Genomic DNA, 21,569 nt, shown 5'->3' with positions numbered 1-21,569 from the left:
CTACAGCCCGGCGGTCGTGGCCGCCTCGCGCAGGAGGTCGTCGACCATGGCGGGGGTGAGGCGGCCGGTGTAGGTGTTGCGGGGGCTGACGTGGAAGCAGCCGAAGAGGTGCATCTCGGGGCCGCCGTCGGTGGCGGGGAGGACGGCGTGCGCGCCGTGGCCGAAGACCGGCTTGGGGCGGGGGACCTGCCAGCCGGCGGCGGCCAGGACCGGGAGGAGGGCCTGCCAGGCGAAGCCGCCGAGGGCGACCACGGCGCGGACGGTGGGGCGCATCTCCTCGAACTCGCGGACGATCCAGGGGCGGCAGGTGTCGCGTTCGGCGTTGGTGGGCTTGTTCTCCGGCGGGGCGCAGCGCACCGGGTCGGTGATCCGGACGCCGTGCAGCCGCAGGCCGTCGTCGCGCCAGGTGGACTCCGGCCGGTTGGCGAGGCCGAGCCGGTGCAGCGAGGCGTACAGCAGGTCCCCGGAGGGGTCGCCGGTGAAGATCCGGCCGGTCCGGTTGCCGCCGTGCGCGGCGGGGGCGAGGCCGACCAGCACCAGTCTGGCGTCGTAGGGGCCGAAGCCGGGGATCGGCCGGGCCCAGTACTCCTGGTCCTGGAAGGCCCGGCGCTTGACCAGCGCGGTCTCCTCGCGCCAGGCGACCAGCCGGGGGCAGGCCCGGCAGTGGACCACCAGTTCGTCCAGCTCGGCGATGCTCCGGGTCTGCGGGGCCAGGACGGCGGGGGAGAAGTCCGAGGGCGGTTCCATGCCCGGAATCCTACGGTCGGTGCCCGGCCCGGGAGGGGAGGGCGCGGAGTAGCGTGGAGGTACGGGTCCGGGCGCGGTCCGGGCGCCGATCGGGTCGAGGTGACGGCGATGATCGTGGTCGACGCGTTGATCGCGCTGCTGCTGGTGCTGGCGGTGTACGCGGGGCTGAGCGTGCGGCTGGTGCAGCAGACCCAGCGCGGGGTGGTGTTCCGGTTCGGCCGGGTGCTGGACGAGGTGCGCGGCCCGGGGCTGGCCCGGATCCGGCCGGTGGCGGACCGGCTGCGGCGGGTGAACGTGCAGACCGTCACGATGCCGATCCCCGCCCAGGAGGGCATCACCCGGGACAACGTGACCGTCCGGGTGGACGCGGTGGTGTACTTCAAGGTGGTCGACCCGGTGAAGGCGATCGTCGACGTCCAGGACTACGGGTTCGCGATGTCGCAGGTCGCGCAGACCTCGCTGCGGTCGATCATCGGCAAGAGCGAGCTGGACGACCTGCTGGCCAACCGGGAGCCGATCAACCAGGGGCTCGAACTGATGCTGGACAGCCCGGCGCTGGGCTGGGGCATCCAGATCGACCGGGTCGAGATCAAGGACGTGGCGCTGCCCGAGTCGATGAAGCGCTCGATGGCCCGGCAGGCCGAGGCCGACCGGGAGCGGCGGGCCCGGATCATCACCGCCGACGGCGAGTTCCAGGCGTCCGCGCGGCTCTCGGAGGCCGCGAAGGTGATGTCCGCGACGCCCGCCGCGCTCCAACTGCGGCTGCTGCAGACGGTGGTGGAGGTCGCCGCGGAGAAGAACTCCACCCTGGTGCTGCCGTTCCCGGTGGAGCTGCTGCGCTTCCTGGAGAGCTCCACCGAACGGGCCGCCGCCCAGGCCGCCGAGGCCGCCGGAGCGGCCCGGCCGGACCCGGAGGCGGAGCCCCGGGGCGTCGAGCAGCTGGAACTCCCGCAGGACGCCGCCGCCGTCGAACTCGTCGACGGGCAGGGGCCGTTGCGGCCCGCCCCGCCGCACGCGGCCTGACCGGCCCGCGCCTGCGGTGGCGGGCCCACCCGGCCCGGGGCGAGCATGGAGGGACGGACGTACCGTGCACGGGACCGCCGTGCGCCAGCCACCCCGGGAGGTCCGGCCATGACGACCGCGAAAGAGATCATGCACCCCGGAGCGGAGTGCGTCACCGGCGACCAGACGCTCGCCGAAGCCGCCCGGCTGATGCGCGACCGGGGCGTCGGCGCGCTGCCGATCTGCGGCGAGCAGCAGAAACTGCTCGGCATCCTCACCGACCGGGACATCGTCCTCAAGTGCGTCGCCGAGGGACTCGACCCCGCCACCGTGCGCTGCGTCGAACTCGCCGCCGGACGCCCGATGGTGATCGAGGAGGACGAGGAGGCCGACCTGGTGCTGGAGGTCATGGAGGAGCGCCGGGTGCGCCGGCTGCCGGTGATCAACCACCCCGACCACCAGCTGGTCGGCATGATCAGCGAGGCGGACATCGCCCGCCACCTCTCGCAGGAGCGGCTCGCCGAGTTCGTCACCACCATCACCGCGCGCTGACCCCGCCGACCGGCCGGACGGCCTGCGGCCCTCCACCGGCGAGGACTTCCTGATCGCCGCCACCCGAGAGCCGCAGCCCGCTCCTGACGGAGCGTCAGTTGTGGTGGTGCTCGGGCAGCTCGGCCAGGAACGGGTCGTACGGGTTCATCCCGACGATCCGGGTGTGCGGGCCCGCCGCCGCCCGCAGCTCGCCCAGGATCCGGTCCAGCCCGGTGCGGACCTGCTCGATGGGTCGGGATCGAATCGACCAGGGGAGGCTACTGCCCGGTACCGCCCGCGCGCGGGGGTTTCGGCCCGACTGCCGGTCCGACTGCCGGTCCGGGGGCCGGAGGGGAGCCGGACGGGGAGGGCGGTCAGCCGGGGAAGGCGTACACGGCGGTGGCGTGCGCCACCGGCTGCTCCGGGGCGTCCGGCGCGGTCAGCGCGACGTCCACGAAGGCCACCCGGCGGCCCAGCTTGGTCAGCCGCGCCGTGACCAGCAGGTCGGTGCCGCGGGCCGCCCGCTGGAAGGTGGTGGACAGCTGGACGGTCGTCATCGGCGCGAACCCCCCGAGCGCCGCGCAGACCGCGATCGCCGCGGCGGTGTCGGCCGCCGCCGCCATCGCCTGCCCCGACAGCCCGCCGCCCTCCCGGGCCAGCCGCTCCGACCAGGGCAGCCGCAGCACCGCGTGCCGCTCGCCCGTCCCCACGACGGACAGCCCCAGCTCCCGCACCCAGGGGGCGAAGTTCCCGGCGAGGATCCCGTCCGCCTCGGCGGGGGTGAGCTTGCCGCCCGTCCCGTCGTCGGCGGCAGCGGTGGCACTGGTGGTGGTCATGGAGCCGATGGTAGGGGCGGCCGGTCACGCAGCGCCATAGCCCGTGCGCGCAGCGTGCACCGGGTCGTGGGGGCGGCGTCCGCAAGGCATGGTGGTGGGGTGGGAGTGCGGCGGAGACTGGCCGGCCTGCTGAGCGAGTGGCGCACCGGACACCTGATGGTGCTGCTGCCGCTCGGCCTGATCGTGCTGATCTCCGCCGTCGACATCGCGATCTCCCCGAACATCCACCTCGGCCCGCTGCTGGTGGTCGCCCCCGCGATCACCCCCTCCTTCGGCGGCACCCGGCTGACCGCCCTGATCGGGGTCCTCGCCCTGATCGCCCAGCTCGTCATCGCCTCCCTGCACGGCGGCCTGCTCACCCCCAACCACCAGGCGCAACTGCTCGCCCTCGCCGTGGTGACCGCCGTCATCCTCGCCTACACCCGGATCCACGAACGCCACGACCGCGAACTCGACCGGGTCCGCACCGTCTCCGACGCCGTCCAGCGCGTCATGATGCGCCCGCTGCCCGACCGCGCCGGACCCCTGCGGATCGCCACCCGCTACCTCGCCGCCGACGACGAGGCCAACGTCGGCGGCGACCTGTACGCCGCCGTCCGCACCCCGCACGCCACCCGCCTGCTGATCGGCGACGTCCGGGGCAAGGGCCTCGGCGCCGTCGGCGACGCCGCCGCCCTGCTCGGCGCGTTCCGCGAACTCGCCCACCGGCACGAGGACCCCGCCCGGCTGGCCGACGCGCTCGAAGCCTCCTACCGCCGCCACCTCGCCGAACTCGCCGACAGCGGCCAGGACGTCCAGGAGAACTTCGTCACCGCCCTGGTCCTCGACCTCCCCGACGACCGCCCCGCCGCCCGGGTCGCCGACTGCGGACACCCCCCGCCGCTGCTCCTCACCCCCGCCGGCGCCCACCCGCTGCCGCTGCGCCGCACCGCGCCGCCGCTCGGCATGAGCGCCCTGGGCCCCGTCGACCGCCGCACCGAGGAGTTCGACTTCCCGCCCGGCAGCACCCTGCTCCTCCACACCGACGGCGTCACCGAGGCCCGCGCCGCCGACGGCACCTTCTACCCCCTGTCGGCCCGCGCCGCGAGCCTCCCCGCCGAGAGCCCCCGCGCCCTGCTGGACGCGCTCCGCCGCGACCTCCTCGACCACGTCGGCGGGCGGCTGATGGACGACGCGGCGATGGTCGCGGTGGCGCGGGAGTAGGGGGATATCAGGGGCTCGCCGAGAACGGCGAAGGGGGACGAACCAGGGGCTCGGGGAACGGCGAGCCCGGGTCTGCCGGCGGTTCACTGCCGTGGCGCGCATCGGCTTCCGGGTCCTGTCACGGCACGCAGCAGCACGGACACTTCGATGGGCTCCGGCCGTCAGCAGCACGGACCCGCCGTTCCCCGGGCCCCTGATTTCGCCTCCCGCCGTTCTCGCCCAGCCCCTGGCGATGCTCTTTTGCCTGGTGGATAGGGTGGGGCAGCCCGTACCACCGCCGGACCGGAGGAGTTTTCCGTGCAGCCGATCATCGACCGTCCGATCCGCTGGGGGATCCTCGCCACCGGCGGGATCGCCACCTCCTTCGTGGAGGACCTGCTCGCCGTTCCCGGCGCCGAGGCGTTCGCGGTCGCCTCCCGGCGGGAGGAGTCCGCCCGGGCCTTCGCCGGACGGCACGGCATCGCGCACGCGTACGGCAGCTGGCAGGAGCTGGCGGCCGACCCGGAGGTCGACGTGGTCTACGTGGCGACCCCGCACGCCGCGCACCACGCGGCGACCGCGCTGCTGCTGGAGGCGGGGAAGGCGGTGCTGTGCGAGAAGCCGTTCACGCTGAACTCGGGGCAGGCCGCCGAGCTGGTCGCGCTGGCCCGCAAGCGCGAGGTCTTCCTGATGGAGGCCATGTGGACGTACCTGGACCCGACGGTGCGGCGGATCACCGAACTGGTCGCGGACGGGGCGATCGGTGAAGTCCGTTCCGTGCAGGCCGAGTTCGGGTTCACCGCCAAGGAGGACCCGACCCACCGGCTGTGGGACCCGGCGGCGGGCGGCGGCGCCCTGCTCGACCTCGGGGTGTACCCCGTCGCGTTCGCCCAACTGCTGCTCGGCGCACCGGAGTCGGTGCAGGCGTGGGCGCGGCTGACCGAGCTCGGGGTGGACGCCAACACCGGCATCCTGCTCGGCCACCCGGGCGGCGCGACCGCGCTGCTGTCCTGCTCGCTCGACGTGCAGTGCGGCCAGCGCGCCTCCGTCCAGGGCAGCGCGGGCCGGATCGAGATCGACCGGGACTTCTTCCACCCGGCCGGGTTCACCCTGCACCGGGACGGCGCCGAGCCCGAGGTCTTCACCGGCCCGGCGAAGGCCGGGCACGGCTACGGGCTGGAGGCGGCCGAGGTGATGCGCTGCCTGCGGGCCGGGGAGCCGGAGTCGCCGCTGGTGCCGCTGGACTCCACGCTGTCCGTGATGCGCACCCTGGACGCCGTCCGGGAACGGATCGGGGTCCGCTACCCGGGCGAGTGACCGGGCGCTTCCCCGTCCTGCTCGAAGGCCCGCAGCAGTACCTCCGCCAGGTGCAACGGCCGCGCGGAGGGCTCCAGTTGGGTGAGCTGGGTGCGGCAGCTGAGCCCGTCGGCGAGGAGCAGCGTCTCCGGCGCGGCGGCCCGGACGGCGGGCAGCAGGGCGCGTTCGGCGGCGGCCACCGACACCTCCCAGTGGCCGCGCTCGAAGCCGAACGCGCCCGCCAACCCGCAGCAGCCGGCGTCCAGTTCGCGGTTCTCCAGGCCGAGGCGGGCGGTGATCCGCCGGTCGGCGGCGGTGCCGAGGACGGCGTGCTGGTGGCAGTGCACCTGGGTCATCGCCGTCCCGGTCAACCCGGGCAGCTCGACCTCCCGTTCGTCCAGGAACTCGGCCAGCGTGCGGACCCGGGACGGCAGTTCGGGCGTCCGGTCGAGGAGCAGCCGGGCCCAGTCCGACCGCAGGGTGGCCGTGCAGGACGGCTCCAGGCCCACCACCGGCAGGTCGGGCGGCAGTTCGCCCAGGTTGCGCAGCGAGCGGGTGACCACCCGGCGGGCCAGGCCGAGTTGGCCGCTGGCGATCAGGGTCAGTCCGCAGCACACCGGGCCGGACGGCAGCAGCACCCGGAAGCCGAGGCGTTCCAGCACCAGGACGGCGGCCCGGGCCGGGGCCGGGTCGAGGAGCTCGGACATCGAGTCGGGCCACAGCAGCACCGCCGGGGCGTCCGGGTCCGCCGGGTGCGCGGCCCGGTGGTCGCGGAACCAGGCGCTGAACCGCCGCTCCGGCAGCGCGGGCAGTTCCCGGTGCGGGTCGACACCGCCGAGCCGCTTGAGCACCGGCCCGCTGAACCGGCCGCGCAGCGCGGCGTTGGCGGCGCGCGGCGCCAGGTGGGCCAGCCGGAGCCACAGCGGCAGCCAGCCGAAGGACAGGTGCGCCGCCGGGCGCGGCCGGAACCGGTAGTGGTGGTACAGGAACTCGGACCGGTAGGCGGCCATGTCCACGTGCACCGGGCAGTCGCTCGCACAGCCCTTGCAGCCCAGGCAGAGGTCCAGTGCCTCGCGCACCTCGGGCGAGCGCCAGCCGTCGGTGACCAGCTCGCCGCGCAGCATCTCGCCGAGCAGCCGGGCCCGACCCCGGGTCGAGTGCCGCTCCTCGCCGGTCACCATGTAGCTCGGGCACATCACCCCCGACGCGGTGTCCACGCACTTGCCCACGCCCACGCAGCGGTGCACCGCCGACAGCAGGCTGCCGCCGTCCTCCGGATAGGCCAGGGCGAGCGGCAACTCCCGCCCGGGGAACCGCAGATCGGCGTCCAGCGGGCGCGGGTCGACCAGCAGGCCCGGGTTCAGCAGGCCGTCCGGGTCCCAGATCCGCTTGAACCGGGCGAACAGGTCGATCACCCGCGGCGGGAACATCCGGGGCAGCAGCTCGGCCCGGGCCTGCCCGTCGCCGTGCTCGCCCGACAGCGAACCTCCGTGCGCCACCACCAGGTCCGCCGCCTCCGTCATGAACTCCCGAAAACCCTCCGGCCGTTCGCGCAGCGGGAAGTCCAACCGCAGGTGCACGCAGCCCTCGCCGAAGTGCCCGAACGGCACCCCGCGCAGCCCGTGCCGCTTCAGCAGCGTCCGCAACTGCCTCAGGTACGAACCCAGTTGCTCGACCGGGACGGCGGAGTCCTCCCAGCCCGGCCAGGCCGCGCCGCCCGGCCGCCCGTCCGGGCCCGGCGGCAGCCGGGTGACGATGCCCGCGCCGGCCTCCCGGATCGCCCACAGCGCCCGCTGCTCGCCCGGGTCGGTCACCAGGGCGACCGCCGCGGCCCGCTCCCGCCGCACCGCGTCCGCCAACTGCCGGGCCCGGTCGGCGGCTTCGGCGGGCGTCGCGCCGCCGGTCTCCAGGAACAGCCAGCACGCGCCGGCCGGCAGCCGGTCCAGCACCGGCGGGCGCGGGCCGGAGGCCAGCAGCGCGGCCACCAGGTCGGCGGCCATCCCCTCGCAGGTCAGCGGCTCCAGCGGGAGCAGCGCGGGCACCGCGTCGGCCGCCGCCGTCTCGTCCGGGTACCCGGCCACCACCAGCGCCCGGGCGGCCGGTTCGGGTACCAGCCGCACCGTCGCCTCCAGCAGCAGCGCGCACGTCCCCTCGGTGCCGGTCACCGCCCGCACCAGGTCGTAGCCGCGCTCGGGCAGCAGCGCGTCCAGCGGGTAGCCCGAGCCGCGCCGGGGCAGCACCGGCATCGCCCGGCGCAGCAGCGCCAGGTTGTCGGCGGCCAGCGCCTGCAACTCCCGGTGCAGCCGGCCGACCCGGCCCGGGGCGGCGGCCAGCGCGGCCCGCTCGGCGGGCGGCAGCGGGCCGGCGACGGACAGTTCGGTGCCGTCGGCCAGCAGCAGGTCGAGGGCGTGCAGGTTGTCGGAGGTCCGGCCCCAGGCCAGCGAGTGCGAACCGCAGGCGTCGTTCCCGATCATCCCGCCGACCGTGCACCGGCTGTGGGTGGACGGGTCCGGCCCGAAGCGCAGCCCGAACGGCCGTGCCGCGCGCTGGAGTTCGTCCAGCACCGCACCCGGCTCGACCCGGGCGGTGCGCCGCTCCGGATCCACCTCCAGCACCCGCCCGAAGTGCCGCCGGAAGTCCAGCACCACCGCGCCCGGCCCGATCGCCTGCCCGCCGATGCTCGTCCCCGACCCGCGCGCCACCACCGGCACCCCGCGCTCCCGGCACACCCGCAGCGCCGCCCGCACGTCCGCCCGGTCGACGGGCTTCACCACCCCGCGCGGCACCTGCCGGTAGTTCGACGCGTCCTGCCCGTACACGGCGCGCTCGGCGGTGTCGAAACGGACCTCGCCACGGACGGCGGCGGCGAGGGCGCGGGCGAGATCGGAGGCCATGCCCCCGATCATCCCAGGCGGAGCCGGACACCGGCGGACGCGACGGGCGGGGACGGAGGCGGAGTCGCTGAAGGCGTTCGTCTCGGCGGCGACGGACCGGGCGACCCCGCACCACGCCCGCACCGCGCCGAGGCCGGCACCAACCCGGAGAACCTGCCCTCGCAGCGCGTACTGCGCCGCAACGGCTTCATCCCGTACGGGGGGCGAACTGGCGGACCGTCAGGGGCTCTCCGAGGAGGCGGAGGGCTGCTGCGGGATGACCGGCAGGCTCGGGTCCACCGGTTCGGGCCGGGGGAGTGCGGCCTGGACGGGCACGGTGAGCACGACGGGTGCGGCGGGTGCCGTGGCGGGTGCAGCGGGGGAGGTGGGCGCGGCGGCCTGGATCTTGTCGTCGCGTTCGTCGTCGCCCGCGCCGTCCCTGGTGGTCAGGACGGTGTCGAAGACCTCGCGGAGCTTGTCGGTGGCCTGCTTGGAGAACAGGCCGCAGAGTCCGGCGATCCCGGCGAAGCCGTACGGGTTGGTGGCCGTGCCGTCGGTGCCGTTGGCGAACAGGCCGCCGCGCAGCAGGAAGTAGACCAGCAGGGCGAGCGCGCCGCCGATCGCGGTGCGCAGCAGGTACCAGGGCAGCCAACTGGGCAGCAGCTGCCGGTTCCCGGCGTAGGTGGCGAAGGAGGTGGCGGCGTGCACGAAGCTGCCCAGACCGCTGGCGGCGAGCACGGCCAGCAGCATCGCGGTGTTGGAGGTCAGGTGCCAGGGGCCGAGGCCGAGCACCGTCCACGGCATCGGGTCGCCGGTCGGGGCGTGTTCGGCGGTCAGCGTGGTGAGCGGCGTCCACACGCTGATCAGCACGGCCATGCAGGCGAACGCCTCGGCCAGCAGCAGGGCCCCCAGCAGCAGGAGCGTCCAGTTGGACATCAGCCGTTGCGGCGGGAGTTGGCCCGCAGTCTCCGGGCCGGGCCCGTCGGCGGTCTCGGTCGGGTCGGCGACCGAGGGGTCCGGGGCCGGGTCCGGCGTCGGGGCCGCTGACGGGGAAGCAGGGGAGGACATCGGGGAGTTCGCCTTCCGGTCCGGTGGGTGCGTGCACGGAACTGGGCGCGGTGAGCTGCGGTTGCGGGACGGACTCTACCCCGCGGCCCCGGCCGACGGGGCGTCAGGACACCGCCGCTGACGTGTCGTTCGCAACGACCCGACCGGACGACCGGACGACTGCCCGGACGACCGCCCGAGCGCCCGGCCGGAGGCTCGGCCCCGTCCCGCCGGTGCCCCGGCGGCGGCTCAGCGGCGGCCGCCCGCCAGCCGGGAGAACTTGGCGACCTCGAAGGTGGCGTACGAATTCGAGGCCAGCAGCGAGAACTTGATGCCCTCGCGGCCCTCGGGGCGCCGGTACCCGTTGGGCAGGAAGCGCTTGTAGTGTTCGGCGGCGCGCTGGAAGAACTGCGGGCGCTCGGCGCGGGTCAGGCAGCCGGGCAGGTCGAAGACGAACAGGTAGTGCCGGATCATCCTGGTGAACAGGTGCGGGCGCACCGTGGAGGTGACCGGTTCGGCCTCGGCGGGCTGGGCGTCCAGCAGTTCGAAGGTGCTCTGGTAGCGGTCGAACACGTCGAAGTGGGTGGCGCCCTCGCTGCCCGCCGGGTGCAGGGTGTGGCGGCGGCGGATGGTGACGCACTCGCGGTCCAGCACCGCGACCCGGGTCGCGGCCAGCAGCGAGCGGTGCACCGCCGAGACCTCCTCGTAGAAGCCGTCCGGGAAGGCCGGGATGGTCCCGCTGCGCATCAGCCGGTCCCAGACCAGCGGCGGGGCGCCGAACAGTTCGGGGCGCTCGGCGGGGGAGAACACCTCCGGCCCGGCGGCGGCCAGCAGTTCGGCCGCGTTGCCCGGCCAGCGCTTGCCCCGGTACTCCCGGGCGTGGCCGAACAGCAGCACGTCGACCTCGCCGGTCTCGGCGAGCCGGGCCTCCATCGCTTCGAAGGCGTCCTCCGGCAGCAGGTGGTCGGCGTCCAGGAACAGCAGGTACTGCCCGCGGGCGTGCGCCGCCCCCGCCATCCGGGCCCGCCCGATGCCGGTCTCGGTGTCCGTCCGCAGCACCCGCACCCGGGCGTCACGCAGTTCGTACGCCTCGACCAGCCGCTCCGGACAGTGCTCGGACGGGGTCTGCACCACGATGATCTCGAATTCGCGGAAGGACTGCCCGAGCAGCGAGTCGAGGCATTCCTTCAGTTGTCCTTGCTCGTCGTAAGCGGGCAGCACGACGGTGATCAGTGGTGGGGCCATGGCCGGGAGGCTAGGGGCGGGGACAGCCCCAGGCAAAGGTCGGAAGCCGCACCAAAGCGGTGATACCGGACACCGGCCACGGGAAGTTCGCCAAATCTTCACCGAACGGACACGTGTGTGCGCTGAAATGTCCGGATACAGGACGGATCGCCGTGACTTGCTGACGTATCGTCAGATGTACGCACCGTGCTGGAGCTGCGGAGACGCCGTGCGGGCGGCCCGCACGGCGGCCCGGTCAGTACCAGTTGTGCGACTGCCAGAACGACCACGCCGCGCACGGGCTGCCGTACGCCTCGTTCATGTACTGCAGGCCCCACTTGATCTGCGTCACCGGGTTGTCCCGCCAGTCGGAACCCGCCGAGGCCATCTTCGACCCCGGCAGCGCCTGCATCAGCCCGTACGCGCCCGAGGACGCGTTGGTCGCGTGCACGTCCCAGCTGCTCTCCCGCTCCACGATGTTGGAGAAGCACTGCAGCTGGCCCGCCGGCACGATCTGCGCCGCGATCTGCTGCGGCGTGCCGCTGTACGCGGACGAGGACGAGGACGAGCCGGACGCGGTGGCCGAGGGCGAGGCGGTCGCGGCCAGCGACGGGCGCTGCTGCGCCCGGGAGGCCGCCGAGGCCGACGCGGACGCCCGGGCCTTCGCCTCCGCGGACGCCTGGGCCTCCGCCGCGGCCTCCGCCTTGGCCTTCGCCTTCGCGGCGGCCTCCGCCTTGGCGTCCGCCTCCGCCTGCGCCGACGCGGACGCGCTGGCACTGGCCTCCGCCGACGCCTGCGCGGACGCCGAAGCGGCCGCGTCGGCCTCCGCCCGGGCCTGCCGGGAGGCGGCGGCCGAGGCCGAGGCGGCGGCGGACCGCGAGGCGAAGGCGTCCGCGGCCTGCTGCGGCCCGGCGGCCGGGGTCGGGTCCGCGACGGCGTCGGCGGTGGCCGCGCCCTGCGGCAGTGCGAGCGCCAGGGTGGCGGTCCCGGCGACGGCGAGCGTCGCGATGCCCGTCACCAGGGCGGCCCGGTGGCGGTGGAGCTTCTCCGAAAGGGTCAGGGTCCTGCGATGGTGCACGGAGACCTCTCCTCGCGCGGGGGCCGGACGGCCGGACGGACACGGTGGCCGCCGACCGGGACGCGGAGCGGGCCGGGGCCCGGCGGCCGGGGAACGGCCGGGGCGCGGCGGACGCACGCGGTGGCAGGGAGTGCGGCGGACGGACCGGCCGGCCCCTGGCGGACGGGACATTCTTGGCAGACGCCGGAGAGCCGAACAATGGCCCCCGAAACTACGCACCGTAGTAGCCGAACCGGTGGCGGAGGCGGTGAAGGCCGGGCTTACCCGGCCCGCCGAGCGGACAAACCCACCCGCACCCGACTCTTCGTCCACCCATCGCTGACCTGCGCGTTCGCCGCCCCCGCGACCCGCCCGTCGGTCACCGCCGGCGCCCGCCCCCGCGATCCGCCGCACACCCACTATCCGGGGCAGTAGACCACCGCCCCGATGTGCTCGGGCTCACAGGGGGTGACCGGGAACCGGAGCCGCACCACCACCCACCGCAGCCGCCCGGACACCCGCCGTCCACCGCCCGCCGACCCGCCGTCCGGCGCCCCCGGCCCGGTACGGATACTGGCCCCATGATGATCGCGGTGGTGGCGGTGGCGGCCCTCGGGCTGCTCGGGGTGGCGCACTGGTACCTGTGGCGGCGCACGGTCCGCGACGTCTCCCGCCCCGGCGGCCGGTACCGGCGCACCGGCACCGTCCTGGCCTTCCTGCTGCCCGTGCTCATGGTGCTGGCCCCGATCGGCGGCCGGGCCTTCCCGCTCGCCGTGGAACGCTGGTTCGCCTGGCCCGGCTACCTCTGGATGGCCGTCAGCATCTACCTCCTGCTCGCCCTGCTGGCCGGCGAGGCCCTGCGCCCGCTGCTGCTCCGCCTGCACCGCCGCCACGCCCGCCGCCGGACGCCCGCGGCGGCCGTCACCGCCCCCGCGCCGGTCACCGTCCCCGCCGGGCCGACAGAGACCGCCGCACCCGCCGCGCCGGCAGAGGCCGCCGCACCCGCCGCGCCGGCAGAGGCCGCCGCACCCGGCGTCCCCGCCGCACCTGCCGGGCCCGCCGCACCCGGCGTCCCCGCCGCGCCTGCCGGGCCCGCCGCCGTCGAGGCGTCCCGGCGGCTGTTCGTCTCCCGGGTGGTGGCCGGGGGCGCGGCGGCGGTGGCCGTCGGCGTGGTCGGCAACGGCGCGTACGGGGTGCTGCGCGGGCCGCGGGTCAAGCAGGTGACGGTGCCCCTGGCCAAGCTCCCGCGCGCGGCGCACGGCTACCGGATCGCGGTGGTCAGCGACATCCACCTCGGGCCGATCCTCGGCAAGGCGCACACCCGGCGGATCGTCGACACCATCAACGCCGTCCAGCCCGACCTGATCACCGTGGTCGGCGACCTGGTCGACGGCACCGTCCCCGAGCTCGGCCCGGCCGCCCGCCCGCTGGCGGACCTGCGGGCCAGGGACGGGGCGTACTTCGTCACCGGCAACCACGAGTACTTCTCCGGCGCCGCGCCCTGGGTCGAGTTCGTCCGCGAGCTGGGTGTCCACCCGCTGGAGAACGCCCGGGTCGAACTGCCCTGGTTCGACCTGGCCGGGGTCAACGACATCGCCGGCACCGCGCAGGGCCAGGGCCCCGACTACGCGCGGGCGCTGGACGACCGCGACCGGACCCGCGCCGCCGTGCTGATGGCCCACCAGCCGGTCACCGTCCACGACAGCGTGCGGCACGGCGTCGACCTCCAGCTCTCCGGCCACACCCACGGCGGCCAGCTCTGGCCCGGCAACTACCTCGCCGAACTGGCCAACCCCACCGTCGCGGGCCTGGAGCGCTACGGCGACACCCAGCTCTACGTCACCCGCGGCGCGGGCGCCTGGGGCCCGCCGGTCCGGGTCGGCGCGCCCTCCGACATCACGGTGGTCACCCTCGCCTCGCTGCGGGCCTGAGCCCCGTTCGCGGGCCCGAGCCCCGTGCGCGGGCCCGGGACCCCGGGGCCGTTCAGGGGTGCATCCGAGCCCCCTTGAGCGCCTTGTCCACCGCGTTGCGCGGCCCGTGCACGGCCAGCCCGACCAGCTCCAGCCCCGCTGTCGGCACCGCCCGGACCGCCGCCCGGTTGTCCCGGTCGTTGCCGGTGGCGAACAGGTCCGCGGTGAACACCGCCACCGGCAGCCCGCGCGACAGCGCCCGCCCGTGCGCCGCGGACAGCAGCTCCGACCCGCCCTCGAAGACCAGCACCGGCTGGCGGAACATCGGCAGGTAGCCCACCCCGTCCGCGTCCCGGTACGGCTCGCCGACCAGCTCCGGCACGGCGGTGCCGAGCCCGCTCACCAGGAAGGCGGTCACGTTCAGCCGCTGCCACGACGCGAGGTCCTCGCGGAGCAGCACGGCGATCTTGCTGTCGAAGCGGACGGGAACGGGGGCGGTCGAGGTGTTGTCCATGCACCGAGCGTGCCGCCCGGAACCGCACCCGGTCTTGTACGTTCTTCGCATGCCCGCAGCGCCGCCGGAGGAGACCACCGCCTGGCGGCCGCGCGTCCCCGGCGTGGTCGAGGTGTTCCACGCGCACTTCACCGCCCACCGGTACCCCATGCACGTCCACGACTCCTGGACGCTGCTGATCGTCGACGACGGCGCCGTCCGCTACGACCTCGACCGCCACCGCCGGGGCACCCCGCGCGACACCGTCAGCCTGCTGCCCCCGGACGTCCCGCACAACGGCTCGCCCGCCACCGAGGACGGCTTCCGCAAACGCGTGATCTACCTCGAACCCGACCGGCTCGGACGGGAGCTGATCGGCCCCGCGGTCGACGGCCCCGACCTCGCGGACCCGCTGCTGCGCCGCCGGGTCGGACAGCTGCACACCGCCCTCGGCACCCCGGGCGAAGAGCTCCAGGCCGAGAGCCGGCTGGCCCTGGTCGCCGAACGCCTCCGCCACCACCTGCGCCCGGGCCCGGCCGCGGCACCCCCCGACTCCGGCCTCGCCCGCGACCTGCGCGACCTGCTCGACGCCCGCCTCACCGAACGCACCACCCTCGCCGACGCCGCGGCCCGGCTGCACGCCCACCCCGCCCACCTGGTCCGGGCCTTCACCACCGCGTTCGGCCTGCCCCCGCACCAGTACCTCACCACCCGCCGGATCGACCGGGCCCGCCACCTCCTCCTCGACGGCCACCCCCCGACCGCCGTCGCCACCGCCCTCGGCTTCCACGACCAGTCCCACCTGACCCGCCACTTCCGCCGCATCGTCGGCACCACCCCGGGCCGCTTCGCCCGCAGGGGGCGGTGACGGGGGCGGCGGCGGGGGCGGAGGAGCGGGCACCGGCGGTCGGTCGGCGCGGCAGCACGGTCCTCCGCTCAGGGCAGGGGACGGGGGCGCAGCGGGCCGAGGGCGGCGAGGAGGGCGTCGTCCAGCGGGTGCTCCCAGGAGGCCAGGCAGACGTGGGTGCGTTCCCAGTCGAAGACCAGCAGGGCCACCCGCCGGTCCGCCCAGCGGTGGCGGACCCCGGGCCGGGGCACCCCGGTGACGGTGACGGCGGTCTCCTCCAGGTCGGCCGGCCCGAGCAGCCCGGCGTGCTCCGGGCGCCCGCGGTGGCCCAGCAGGTTGCGCAGCGCGGCCCCGCTCTGCTCCCGCCCCACGGACTGGGCGATCACCAGCAGCGGGGCGGAGCGGCGTCCGGCGGTCAGGTAGGAGTGGATCACCGAGTCCACCACGCGCGGCCCGCCGCCGCTGTCCGTCCCGCCGACGGCGGCCGGGCCGCGCTGCCCGCTCCAGCCGGGGATCCCGAGAACCGGAAAGTCCGTCATCTCTCCTCCGCCCGCAGTCACCTCGGCCCGCCGCCGACGGTACCCGACCGGACCGTCCGGCCGAGGGGCCCCGAGGAGGGCCCGCCGCCCGGGGGTGAAAGTTTCACCGGGGCGGGGAGGTCCGGGCGGTTCCTGCTGCGGGTTCGGCGGGGGGCGGGCCCGGCGGCCTTGACGGGGGGTCACGGGGCTGGCTGCATGGGCGCCTCCGCCGACCGACGATCCCTGCCGGGAGAAGACCTGCCATGCGCTCACCCCACCCCGTTCGAGCCGCGCTCTCGCTGACCGTGCTGCTCGCGTCCGGACTCGGACTCGCCACCGCCCCGGCCCAGGCCGCGCCCGCCAAGCCCGCCGCGTCCGGGGCGCGGACCCTCGCGCCGGACACCCGGTTCTACGTCGACCCGGCGAGCAAGGCCGCCCAGCAGGCGCTGACCGACCTCAAGGCCCACGACCTGCAGGGCGCCCTGGCGATGGCCGAGTTGGCGTCCTGGCCGGTCGCGCAGTGGTTCAACGGGACGGCGACCCCGCAGCAGACCACCGACGCGATGGCCGCGCTGCAGGCCAAGGCGGCCCGGGCCAAGCAGGTGCCGGTCACCGTCGCCTACAACGTGCCGGGCCGGGACTGCTCGCAGTACTCGGCGGGCGGCGCGTCCAACAGCACCGAGTACGCGGCCTGGATCGACGCGCTGGCCCGCGGCATCGGCGACCGCAAGACCGTCGTGATCCTGGAGCCGGACGGCCTCGCGCTGTCGCCCGCGTTCTGCGGCGGCACCGCCGCCCAGCAGCAGGACCGCCTCGCCGAGATCTCCGGCGCGGTGAACCGGCTGGAGCAGCAGCGCGGCGCGATCGTCTACCTGGACGCCGGGCACAGCACCTGGCAGAACGTCGGCACCCAGGCCCAGTTGCTGATCGACGGCGGCGTCGCGAACGCGCAGGGCTTCTTCCTGAACGTGTCGAACTACCAGACGGACGCCTCGCTGACCCGCTACGGCACGCTGGTCTCCAAGTGCGTCTGGTACCTGCAGAACACGCCGGGCGCCACCGCCGACTCCTGCGCCAACCAGTACTGGCCCGCCGCGGACGCCGACGCCTGGTACGCCGAGCGCGTCCCGGCCGGCGCGAAGCTCACCCACTTCGTGATCGACAGCAGCCGCAACGGCCAGGGCCCGTGGACGCCGGAGCCCGGCAAGTACACCGGCGACCCGCAGACCTGGTGCAACCCGCCGGCCCGCGGCCTGGGCACCCGCCCCACCGCCGACACCGGCCAGGCCCTGCTGGACGCCTTCCTCTGGATCAAGGTCCCCGGCGAGTCCGACGGCAGCTGCACCCGCGGCACCGCCGGCCCGGCCGACCCCGAGTACGGCTCGGTCGACCCGATCGCGGGCGGCTGGTGGCCCGAGCAGGCCCGCTCCCTGGTGGCCGGCGCCGCCCCGAAGCTGACCTTCAACACCAACCTGCTGCCGCAGCACTGACACCGCGGCACTGACACCGCGGCACCCACGGACGCCCGGGCGGGCACTCACCCGCCCGGGCGTCCGCCGTACTGCCCCCGCAGCACCGGGCCCAGCTTGCGCTGGACCGAGCGCAGCCGGCGCAGGGACTCCGCGTCGTCCCACCCCGTGGTGGTGCTCCACTCGGTGCCCGAGCCCACCAGGTCGCTGGCGAAGACGACCTCGGCGGCGAGCAGGACCCGGGCCCAGTCCGCCGCGGACAGCGGCAGGTCCCCGCGGAGCTCCGCCGCCAGCCGCCCGCAGCCCGCCAGCAGGTCCGCGGCGTCGGCGAAGCCCAGCGCGTAGGCCATCGCGTCCCCGCTGCGGGCCGGCCCGCCCCACTCGCCCAGCGCCCGCGCCAGGAACCGGCACTCCGCCGCGTCCAGCAGCTCACTCGGCCTCGGCATCCCGACCACCCCTCCCGTCGCCGTCGCCGTCGCCGTCGCCGTCGCCGTTGTCGTTCCCGTTCCCGTCGCCCTCCGCGTGCCGGGCGACGACCTCCCGCACGGAGGCCAGGAAACCCTCCACAACGGCCCGTTCGGTCGCCGACAGCCCCTCGACCAGGGCGGCCACCTCGCCGATCAGCGGGCCGAAGAAGCCCTGGCCGAGTTCCACCGCCCGCCCGGTGACCTCCAGCAGGACGCGCCGCCGGTCGTGCGGATCCCGGGTGCGGCGGACCAGGCCCAGCCGCTCCAGCCGGTCCAGGACGGCGGTGGTGCCCGCCGAGTTGACGCCCAGCTCGCGGCCGAGCCGCCCGGGCGTGGCGGGCACGCCCTCCCGGGCGGCGTCCAGCAGGGCGATCAGCGCCCGCAGGTCGGTCGGGTGCAGGCCGTGCCGCTGGGCGAACGAGGCCGCCAGCAGGTCGAGTTCGACGGTGAGCGCGCGCAGCCGGTGCACGGTGCGCAGGCCCGGTCCGGGATCGTCCATCGGTTCGTCCTCTCGTCGGGGCGGGTTGTCCGCAGGGGCTCCGGCGTGCATATTATCTCGCTCGGCGAGAAGATTGCCGAACGAGAAGATCGCCGAGTGAGAAACCTGTCCACGAGTCGCCCGTCCAGGGGAGAACCGCATGGGATTCGACCGGTCCGCCTTCCTGTCCGCCTACGACACCCTGCTCGACCGCTGGCCCGTCCAGGTCGACACCCTCGACCTGGACACCCCCTGGGGCACCACCCGGGTCAACGCCGCCGGACCGCCCGGCGCCCCGCCCCTGCTGCTGCTCCACGGCGGCGGCGCCACCGCCGCGAGCTGGTGGGCCAACGCCGCCGAACTCGCCCGCACCGCCCGGGTGTTCGCCGTCGACCGGATCGGCGAGGCCGGCCGCTCCACGGCCGACGGCCGCACGCCCCCGCGCACCCCCGAGCAGTTGCACGGCTGGCTCGACGCCGTCCTCGACGCGCTCGGCGCCGACCGCGCCGACCTGTGCGGCCACTCCTACGGCGGCTGGATCGCGCTGACCTACGCGCTGCGCCGCCCCGACCGGGTCGCCCGGCTGGCCCTGCTCGACCCCACCGGCTGCTTCACCGGCTACCGCCCCTCCTACCTGCTGCACGCCGCCCCGATGCTGGCCCGCCCCAGCGAGCGCCGGGCCCGCGCCTTCCTCGGCTGGGAGACCGGCGGCGCCCCGCTCGACCCGGACTGGACCCGCCTGTACGGCCTGGCCGCGACCTTCCCCGCCACCCGCCCGGTCACCGGCCCCCGCCCCGCCCCGCAGGCCCTCGCCGCACTGGAGGCCCGCTGCCTGCTGCTCCCCGCCGCCGACAGCCGCACCCACGACCCGCGCGCCCTGGCCGCCCGCGCCGCCCGGCTGCTCCCGCGCGCCGAGGTCCGCACCCTGGCGGGCGTCTCCCACCACGGCCTCCCGTACCTGCGCCCGGACGCGCTGAACGCCGAACTGGCCGGCTTCCTGGCCCGCTGAGGCCCGGAGCCGGGCCCCGGGGCGGAGGGCTCCGGGAGGCGGTCCATACTTGGGCGATCCGTTCGTCGAGAGGCGCCGCCCGCATGGCCGAGAACCCCACCGCCCCGCGCAGGGCGCTGCTGCAACTGACCGGCGTGAGCCGCTCGTACGGCGGCCGGGAGGTGCTGCACCCCGTCGACCTCGCGCTGGCGGCCGGCGAGTGCGTGGCGCTGCTCGGGCACAACGGCTCCGGCAAGTCGACCCTGCTGCGGGTCGCGGCCGGCCGCGACCTGCCGACCGGGGGCACGGTGCGCTTCGACGGCCTGCCGATGGACGAGAACGACCCCCGGATCCGGGCCAGGGTCGCCGTGGTCGGCGACACCGTCGCCCACTACCCCGACCTGACGGTGCGCGAGCACCTGCTGCTGGTCGCCGTCGCGCACGGGGTCGCCGACGCCGCCGACTGGGTCGACCAGGTGCTGGAGGGCCGCTCGCTCACCGAACGGGCCGACGCGCTGCCCTCCGCCCTCTCCTCCGGCCAGTTGCAGGCCCTGCTGCTGGCCTGCGCCCTGGTCCGCCCGCGCGACCTGCTGCTGCTCGACGAGCCCGAGCAGCGCCTCGACCCGGAGGCCCGCCGCCGGCTCGCCGAACTCCTGAAGGCCGAACTCGCCGACGGCGTCGCGGTGCTGCTGGTCACCCACCACACCGACCTCGCCCTGGAGGTCGCCGACCGGGCGGTGGTCCTGGAGGACGGCCGGATCCTCCGGCAGGGCCCGCCCGCCCGGGTCCTCGCCGCCGGCCTCCCCGGCGCCGGAACGGCCGGCCCCCGGTGAGCCGCGCCGAGAGCGCGGCCGGGGCCGCGACCGGAACCGCGACCGGGACGGCGGTGGGCCCCGGGGAGCCGGACGCGGCCGCCGCGCCCGCCGAGTGGACGCCGGACGACGACTGGACCGACGAGGCGCTCGCCCTGCTGCGCGCCCTGCGCTCCCCGCACCGGCGCAACCGGGCCAAGCAGGTCGCCTTCGCGCTCTACTGCACCGTGCTGATCCTGCTGGTCTGGGGCGGCGTGCCCAGTCTCGGTCTGTTCCTGCAAGCCTCGATGGGCGCCGACTACACCGGCCGCGGTCCCGCCCTGCTGGCCGCCCTGCCCAGCGGCGCCGCCGCGGTCGGCCTCGCCGTCCTGCTGCTGGCCGTCCGGGACGGGCTGTGGCGCGGCCCGGTCGTCCCGCCCCGGGCCACCATCGACTGGCTGCTCGCACACCCCGTCCGGCCCCGCCCGGTCCTGCGGCCCTGGTTCTGGCTCTCCTGCGGCCTGGCCGCCTTCCCCGGCCTGGTGGCCGCGCTCGGCGGCATGGTCGTGCTCGGCCTGACCGTGCGCACCGGCCTGCCCGCCGCCCTCGGCTGGTGCCTGCCCGGCGCGCTCTGCCTGCCGCTGCTGGGCGTCTGCGCCGGCCTGCTGGTCCAGCGCGACCCGCGGGCCGCCCGCTGGGCCCGCCTGCTGACCCCGTACGCCACCGTGCTCGTCCTGGCGCTCGCCACCCAGAGCGCGCTGGCCGCCGCCGGGCACCCCGTGCACTGGCTGGAGCGGATCGAGCTGTGGTCGGGCCCGTGGGGCTGGGCGGGCCTCGCCGCGCTGGCCCCGACGCCCGCCGCCGTCCCCGGCGGCGGGCTCGCCGCGGCCCTGCTGGTGCTGCCGACCGTGCTGGGCCTGCTGGCCGCGGACCGGGCCGCCGGCACCGTGCCGCTGGGCCTGCTGCGGGAGCGGGCCCGGACCGCCGCCGGCGTGCTGGCCGCGCTGCGGACGGTCGAACTGCGCGCCGCCCGGCTGGTCGTCGCCTCCGCCTCCGGCGCCTCCGACGGCGGCCGCCGCCGCCGGGTGCGGCTGCCCGTGCCCCGCAAGCCCTGGCTGGCCCTGTACTGGCGCGACGCCCTCGCCCTGCTGCGCACGCCCGCCCGGCTCGGGCGCGCGGTGCTGCTGGCCGTGCCCGCCCTGCTCTGCGCCGTCCCGGCGCACGGCACCCGGGGCGTGCTCTCCTGGGCGGTCACGGTGCTCGCGCTGCTCTTCGGCTACCTGGCCCTCGCCCAGCTGCTGGAGCCCGCCCGGATCGAGACCGACGACGTGCGCCGCTCGTCCTGGTCCCCGTACCCGTTCGCCGGCCTGATGCTGCGCCACGCGGTGGTGCCCGCCGTGCTCGGTCTGGTCCTGGCGGTGGCCGGCGCGGTCGTGGTGCTGCTGCTCGGCGGCGGGGCGACGGCCTGGCTGGCGCCCCTCGCGGTGCCGCCGCTGATCGCGGCCGGCCTGGTGAACGCCTGCCGCGGCCCGGCCCGCCGCGACCTGCTCTACCGCTCGCCGCAGCCCACCGGCGGCGGGAACACCGGCGTCGCGATGTTCGCCGCCTGGTACGCGGCCGGCCCCGCGGTGGCCCTGCCGCTGCTGGCCCTGCCGCTCTCGGCGGCGCTGCGGGCCGGGACGGCGCTCGGCCTGCCGCAGGCCGCGCTGATCGGCGCGGTGCTGACCGCCACCCTGCTCCAGTGGGCCCGCGCCCGGGCCGCCGCCCTGCCCGCCCGGGCCCGCCACTCCTAGTGCCGCGTCAGGCGATCTTC

20 protein-coding genes are annotated in these 21,569 nt (G+C 76.1%); 10 read left to right on the top strand and 10 right to left on the bottom strand.

From position 1 onward, the window contains the following. On the bottom strand, positions 1–747 hold the full coding sequence (locus ACWEO5_RS12695; protein ID WP_452162411.1) for a uracil-DNA glycosylase: 747 nt from the start codon (positions 745–747) through the stop codon (positions 1–3). Between the two features lie 108 nt (positions 748–855). On the opposite strand from ACWEO5_RS12695, the gene ACWEO5_RS12690 reads away from it, so the two are divergent. Together ACWEO5_RS12690 and ACWEO5_RS12685 are read left to right on the top strand one after the other, a co-directional pair. After that, positions 856–1,770, top strand: a complete 915-nt coding sequence (locus ACWEO5_RS12690) for a slipin family protein (protein ID WP_452162410.1) — start codon at positions 856–858, stop codon at positions 1,768–1,770. 108 nt (positions 1,771–1,878) lie between these two features. After that, complete coding sequence (locus tag ACWEO5_RS12685; RefSeq protein WP_344553378.1) at positions 1,879–2,301, top strand: CBS domain-containing protein; 423 nt, start codon at positions 1,879–1,881, stop codon at positions 2,299–2,301. 353 nt (positions 2,302–2,654) lie between these two features. Here the strand turns inward: ACWEO5_RS12685 and ACWEO5_RS12680 are convergent, their stop codons facing one another. Continuing rightward, positions 2,655–3,116 (bottom strand): PaaI family thioesterase, encoded by a 462-nt coding sequence (locus tag ACWEO5_RS12680; protein ID WP_452162409.1) that lies wholly within the window; start codon positions 3,114–3,116, stop codon positions 2,655–2,657. Positions 3,117–3,215: 99 nt separating this feature from the next. On the opposite strand from ACWEO5_RS12680, the gene ACWEO5_RS12675 reads away from it, so the two are divergent. Next, positions 3,216–4,319, top strand: a complete 1,104-nt coding sequence (locus ACWEO5_RS12675) for a PP2C family protein-serine/threonine phosphatase (protein ID WP_452162408.1) — start codon at positions 3,216–3,218, stop codon at positions 4,317–4,319. Between the two features lie 297 nt (positions 4,320–4,616). Continuing rightward, entirely contained in the window at positions 4,617–5,615 is a 999-nt protein-coding gene (locus ACWEO5_RS12670) for a Gfo/Idh/MocA family protein (protein ID WP_452162407.1), read from the top strand. Here ACWEO5_RS12670 and ACWEO5_RS12665 read toward each other — a convergent pair. From ACWEO5_RS12665 to ACWEO5_RS12650, 4 genes are all read right to left on the bottom strand, one after another. Then, positions 5,600–8,488, bottom strand: a complete 2,889-nt coding sequence (locus ACWEO5_RS12665; protein ID WP_452162406.1) for an FAD-binding and (Fe-S)-binding domain-containing protein — start codon at positions 8,486–8,488, stop codon at positions 5,600–5,602. The two genes, ACWEO5_RS12670 and ACWEO5_RS12665, sit on opposite strands and share 16 nt — an antisense overlap. A 219-nt stretch (positions 8,489–8,707) precedes the next feature. Continuing rightward, positions 8,708–9,535, bottom strand: a complete 828-nt coding sequence (locus ACWEO5_RS12660; protein WP_452162405.1) for a hypothetical protein — start codon at positions 9,533–9,535, stop codon at positions 8,708–8,710. Positions 9,536–9,763: 228 nt separating this feature from the next. Continuing rightward, positions 9,764–10,759, bottom strand: a complete 996-nt coding sequence (locus ACWEO5_RS12655; protein WP_452162404.1) for a glycosyltransferase family 2 protein — start codon at positions 10,757–10,759, stop codon at positions 9,764–9,766. Positions 10,760–10,994: 235 nt separating this feature from the next. Continuing rightward, positions 10,995–11,816, bottom strand: coding sequence for an aggregation-promoting factor C-terminal-like domain-containing protein (locus ACWEO5_RS12650; protein WP_452162403.1), 822 nt, complete (start codon positions 11,814–11,816; stop codon positions 10,995–10,997). Between the two features lie 560 nt (positions 11,817–12,376). Between ACWEO5_RS12650 and ACWEO5_RS12645 the strand changes: the two genes are divergently transcribed. Next, positions 12,377–13,726, top strand: coding sequence for a metallophosphoesterase (locus tag ACWEO5_RS12645; protein WP_452162402.1), 1,350 nt, complete (start codon positions 12,377–12,379; stop codon positions 13,724–13,726). A 52-nt stretch (positions 13,727–13,778) separates the two neighbouring features. Here the strand turns inward: ACWEO5_RS12645 and ACWEO5_RS12640 are convergent, their stop codons facing one another. Continuing rightward, on the bottom strand, positions 13,779–14,219 hold the full coding sequence (locus ACWEO5_RS12640; protein ID WP_452162401.1) for a DUF2000 family protein: 441 nt from the start codon (positions 14,217–14,219) through the stop codon (positions 13,779–13,781). A gap of 49 nt (positions 14,220–14,268) precedes the next feature. On the opposite strand from ACWEO5_RS12640, the gene ACWEO5_RS12635 reads away from it, so the two are divergent. Continuing rightward, positions 14,269–15,066 (top strand): AraC family transcriptional regulator, encoded by a 798-nt coding sequence (locus ACWEO5_RS12635; RefSeq protein ID WP_452162400.1) that lies wholly within the window; start codon positions 14,269–14,271, stop codon positions 15,064–15,066. A 68-nt stretch (positions 15,067–15,134) separates the two neighbouring features. Here ACWEO5_RS12635 and ACWEO5_RS12630 read toward each other — a convergent pair whose 3' ends face one another. Beyond that, the gene (locus ACWEO5_RS12630) at positions 15,135–15,584 is read right to left on the bottom strand and encodes a hypothetical protein (protein ID WP_452162399.1); all 450 of its coding nucleotides are present in this window, start codon (positions 15,582–15,584) and stop codon (positions 15,135–15,137) included. Positions 15,585–15,826: 242 nt separating this feature from the next. On the opposite strand from ACWEO5_RS12630, the gene ACWEO5_RS12625 reads away from it, so the two are divergent. Next, positions 15,827–17,053, top strand: coding sequence for a glycoside hydrolase family 6 protein (locus tag ACWEO5_RS12625; protein ID WP_452162398.1), 1,227 nt, complete (start codon positions 15,827–15,829; stop codon positions 17,051–17,053). Between the two features lie 47 nt (positions 17,054–17,100). Here ACWEO5_RS12625 and ACWEO5_RS12620 read toward each other — a convergent pair whose 3' ends face one another. Together ACWEO5_RS12620 and ACWEO5_RS12615 are read right to left on the bottom strand one after the other, a co-directional pair. Beyond that, positions 17,101–17,478, bottom strand: a complete 378-nt coding sequence (locus tag ACWEO5_RS12620; RefSeq protein WP_344553399.1) for a hypothetical protein — start codon at positions 17,476–17,478, stop codon at positions 17,101–17,103. Continuing rightward, positions 17,462–17,998, bottom strand: a complete 537-nt coding sequence (locus tag ACWEO5_RS12615) for a MarR family winged helix-turn-helix transcriptional regulator (protein ID WP_452162397.1) — start codon at positions 17,996–17,998, stop codon at positions 17,462–17,464. The genes ACWEO5_RS12620 and ACWEO5_RS12615 overlap by 17 nt, the downstream gene beginning before the upstream one ends. A 139-nt stretch (positions 17,999–18,137) precedes the next feature. Between ACWEO5_RS12615 and ACWEO5_RS12610 the strand changes: the two genes are divergently transcribed. The 3 genes from ACWEO5_RS12610 (at position 18,138) to ACWEO5_RS12600 (ending at position 21,549) form a co-directional block, all read left to right on the top strand. Continuing rightward, a complete protein-coding gene (locus ACWEO5_RS12610; protein WP_452162396.1) occupies positions 18,138–18,986 on the top strand; it encodes an alpha/beta fold hydrolase in 849 nt (282 codons plus the stop codon). Between the two features lie 83 nt (positions 18,987–19,069). After that, a complete protein-coding gene (locus tag ACWEO5_RS12605) occupies positions 19,070–19,798 on the top strand; it encodes an ABC transporter ATP-binding protein (protein WP_452162395.1) in 729 nt (242 codons plus the stop codon). Continuing rightward, positions 19,795–21,549, top strand: a complete 1,755-nt coding sequence (locus tag ACWEO5_RS12600; RefSeq protein ID WP_452162394.1) for a hypothetical protein — start codon at positions 19,795–19,797, stop codon at positions 21,547–21,549. Before ACWEO5_RS12605 ends, ACWEO5_RS12600 begins: the two co-directional genes overlap by 4 nt. Positions 21,550–21,569: the final 20 nt, after the last annotated feature.

This window comes from Kitasatospora sp. NPDC004272, assembly GCF_053603035.1.
Note: the sequence above shows the minus strand (reverse complement) of the source record. Positions and strands in the feature narration are given on the sequence as shown.

Bases quoted from the DNA above. Each gene is read 5' to 3' on its own strand.
- ACWEO5_RS12695 (WP_452162411.1), bottom strand. From the start codon at position 747: ATGGAACCGCCCTCGGACTTCTCCCCCGCCGTCCTGGCCCCGCAGACC.
- ACWEO5_RS12690 (WP_452162410.1), top strand. From the start codon at position 856: ATGATCGTGGTCGACGCGTTGATCGCGCTGCTGCTGGTGCTGGCGGTG.
- ACWEO5_RS12685 (WP_344553378.1), top strand. From the start codon at position 1,879: ATGACGACCGCGAAAGAGATCATGCACCCCGGAGCGGAGTGCGTCACC.
- ACWEO5_RS12680 (WP_452162409.1), bottom strand. From the start codon at position 3,116: ATGACCACCACCAGTGCCACCGCTGCCGCCGACGACGGGACGGGCGGC.
- ACWEO5_RS12665 (WP_452162406.1), bottom strand. From the start codon at position 8,488: ATGGCCTCCGATCTCGCCCGCGCCCTCGCCGCCGCCGTCCGTGGCGAG.
- ACWEO5_RS12660 (WP_452162405.1), bottom strand. From the start codon at position 9,535: ATGTCCTCCCCTGCTTCCCCGTCAGCGGCCCCGACGCCGGACCCGGCC.
- ACWEO5_RS12655 (WP_452162404.1), bottom strand. From the start codon at position 10,759: ATGGCCCCACCACTGATCACCGTCGTGCTGCCCGCTTACGACGAGCAA.
- ACWEO5_RS12645 (WP_452162402.1), top strand. From the start codon at position 12,377: ATGATGATCGCGGTGGTGGCGGTGGCGGCCCTCGGGCTGCTCGGGGTG.
- ACWEO5_RS12640 (WP_452162401.1), bottom strand. From the start codon at position 14,219: ATGGACAACACCTCGACCGCCCCCGTTCCCGTCCGCTTCGACAGCAAG.
- ACWEO5_RS12635 (WP_452162400.1), top strand. From the start codon at position 14,269: ATGCCCGCAGCGCCGCCGGAGGAGACCACCGCCTGGCGGCCGCGCGTC.
- ACWEO5_RS12630 (WP_452162399.1), bottom strand. From the start codon at position 15,584: ATGACGGACTTTCCGGTTCTCGGGATCCCCGGCTGGAGCGGGCAGCGC.
- ACWEO5_RS12625 (WP_452162398.1), top strand. From the start codon at position 15,827: ATGCGCTCACCCCACCCCGTTCGAGCCGCGCTCTCGCTGACCGTGCTG.
- ACWEO5_RS12620 (WP_344553399.1), bottom strand. From the start codon at position 17,478: ATGCCGAGGCCGAGTGAGCTGCTGGACGCGGCGGAGTGCCGGTTCCTG.
- ACWEO5_RS12615 (WP_452162397.1), bottom strand. From the start codon at position 17,998: ATGGACGATCCCGGACCGGGCCTGCGCACCGTGCACCGGCTGCGCGCG.
- ACWEO5_RS12610 (WP_452162396.1), top strand. From the start codon at position 18,138: ATGGGATTCGACCGGTCCGCCTTCCTGTCCGCCTACGACACCCTGCTC.
- ACWEO5_RS12605 (WP_452162395.1), top strand. From the start codon at position 19,070: ATGGCCGAGAACCCCACCGCCCCGCGCAGGGCGCTGCTGCAACTGACC.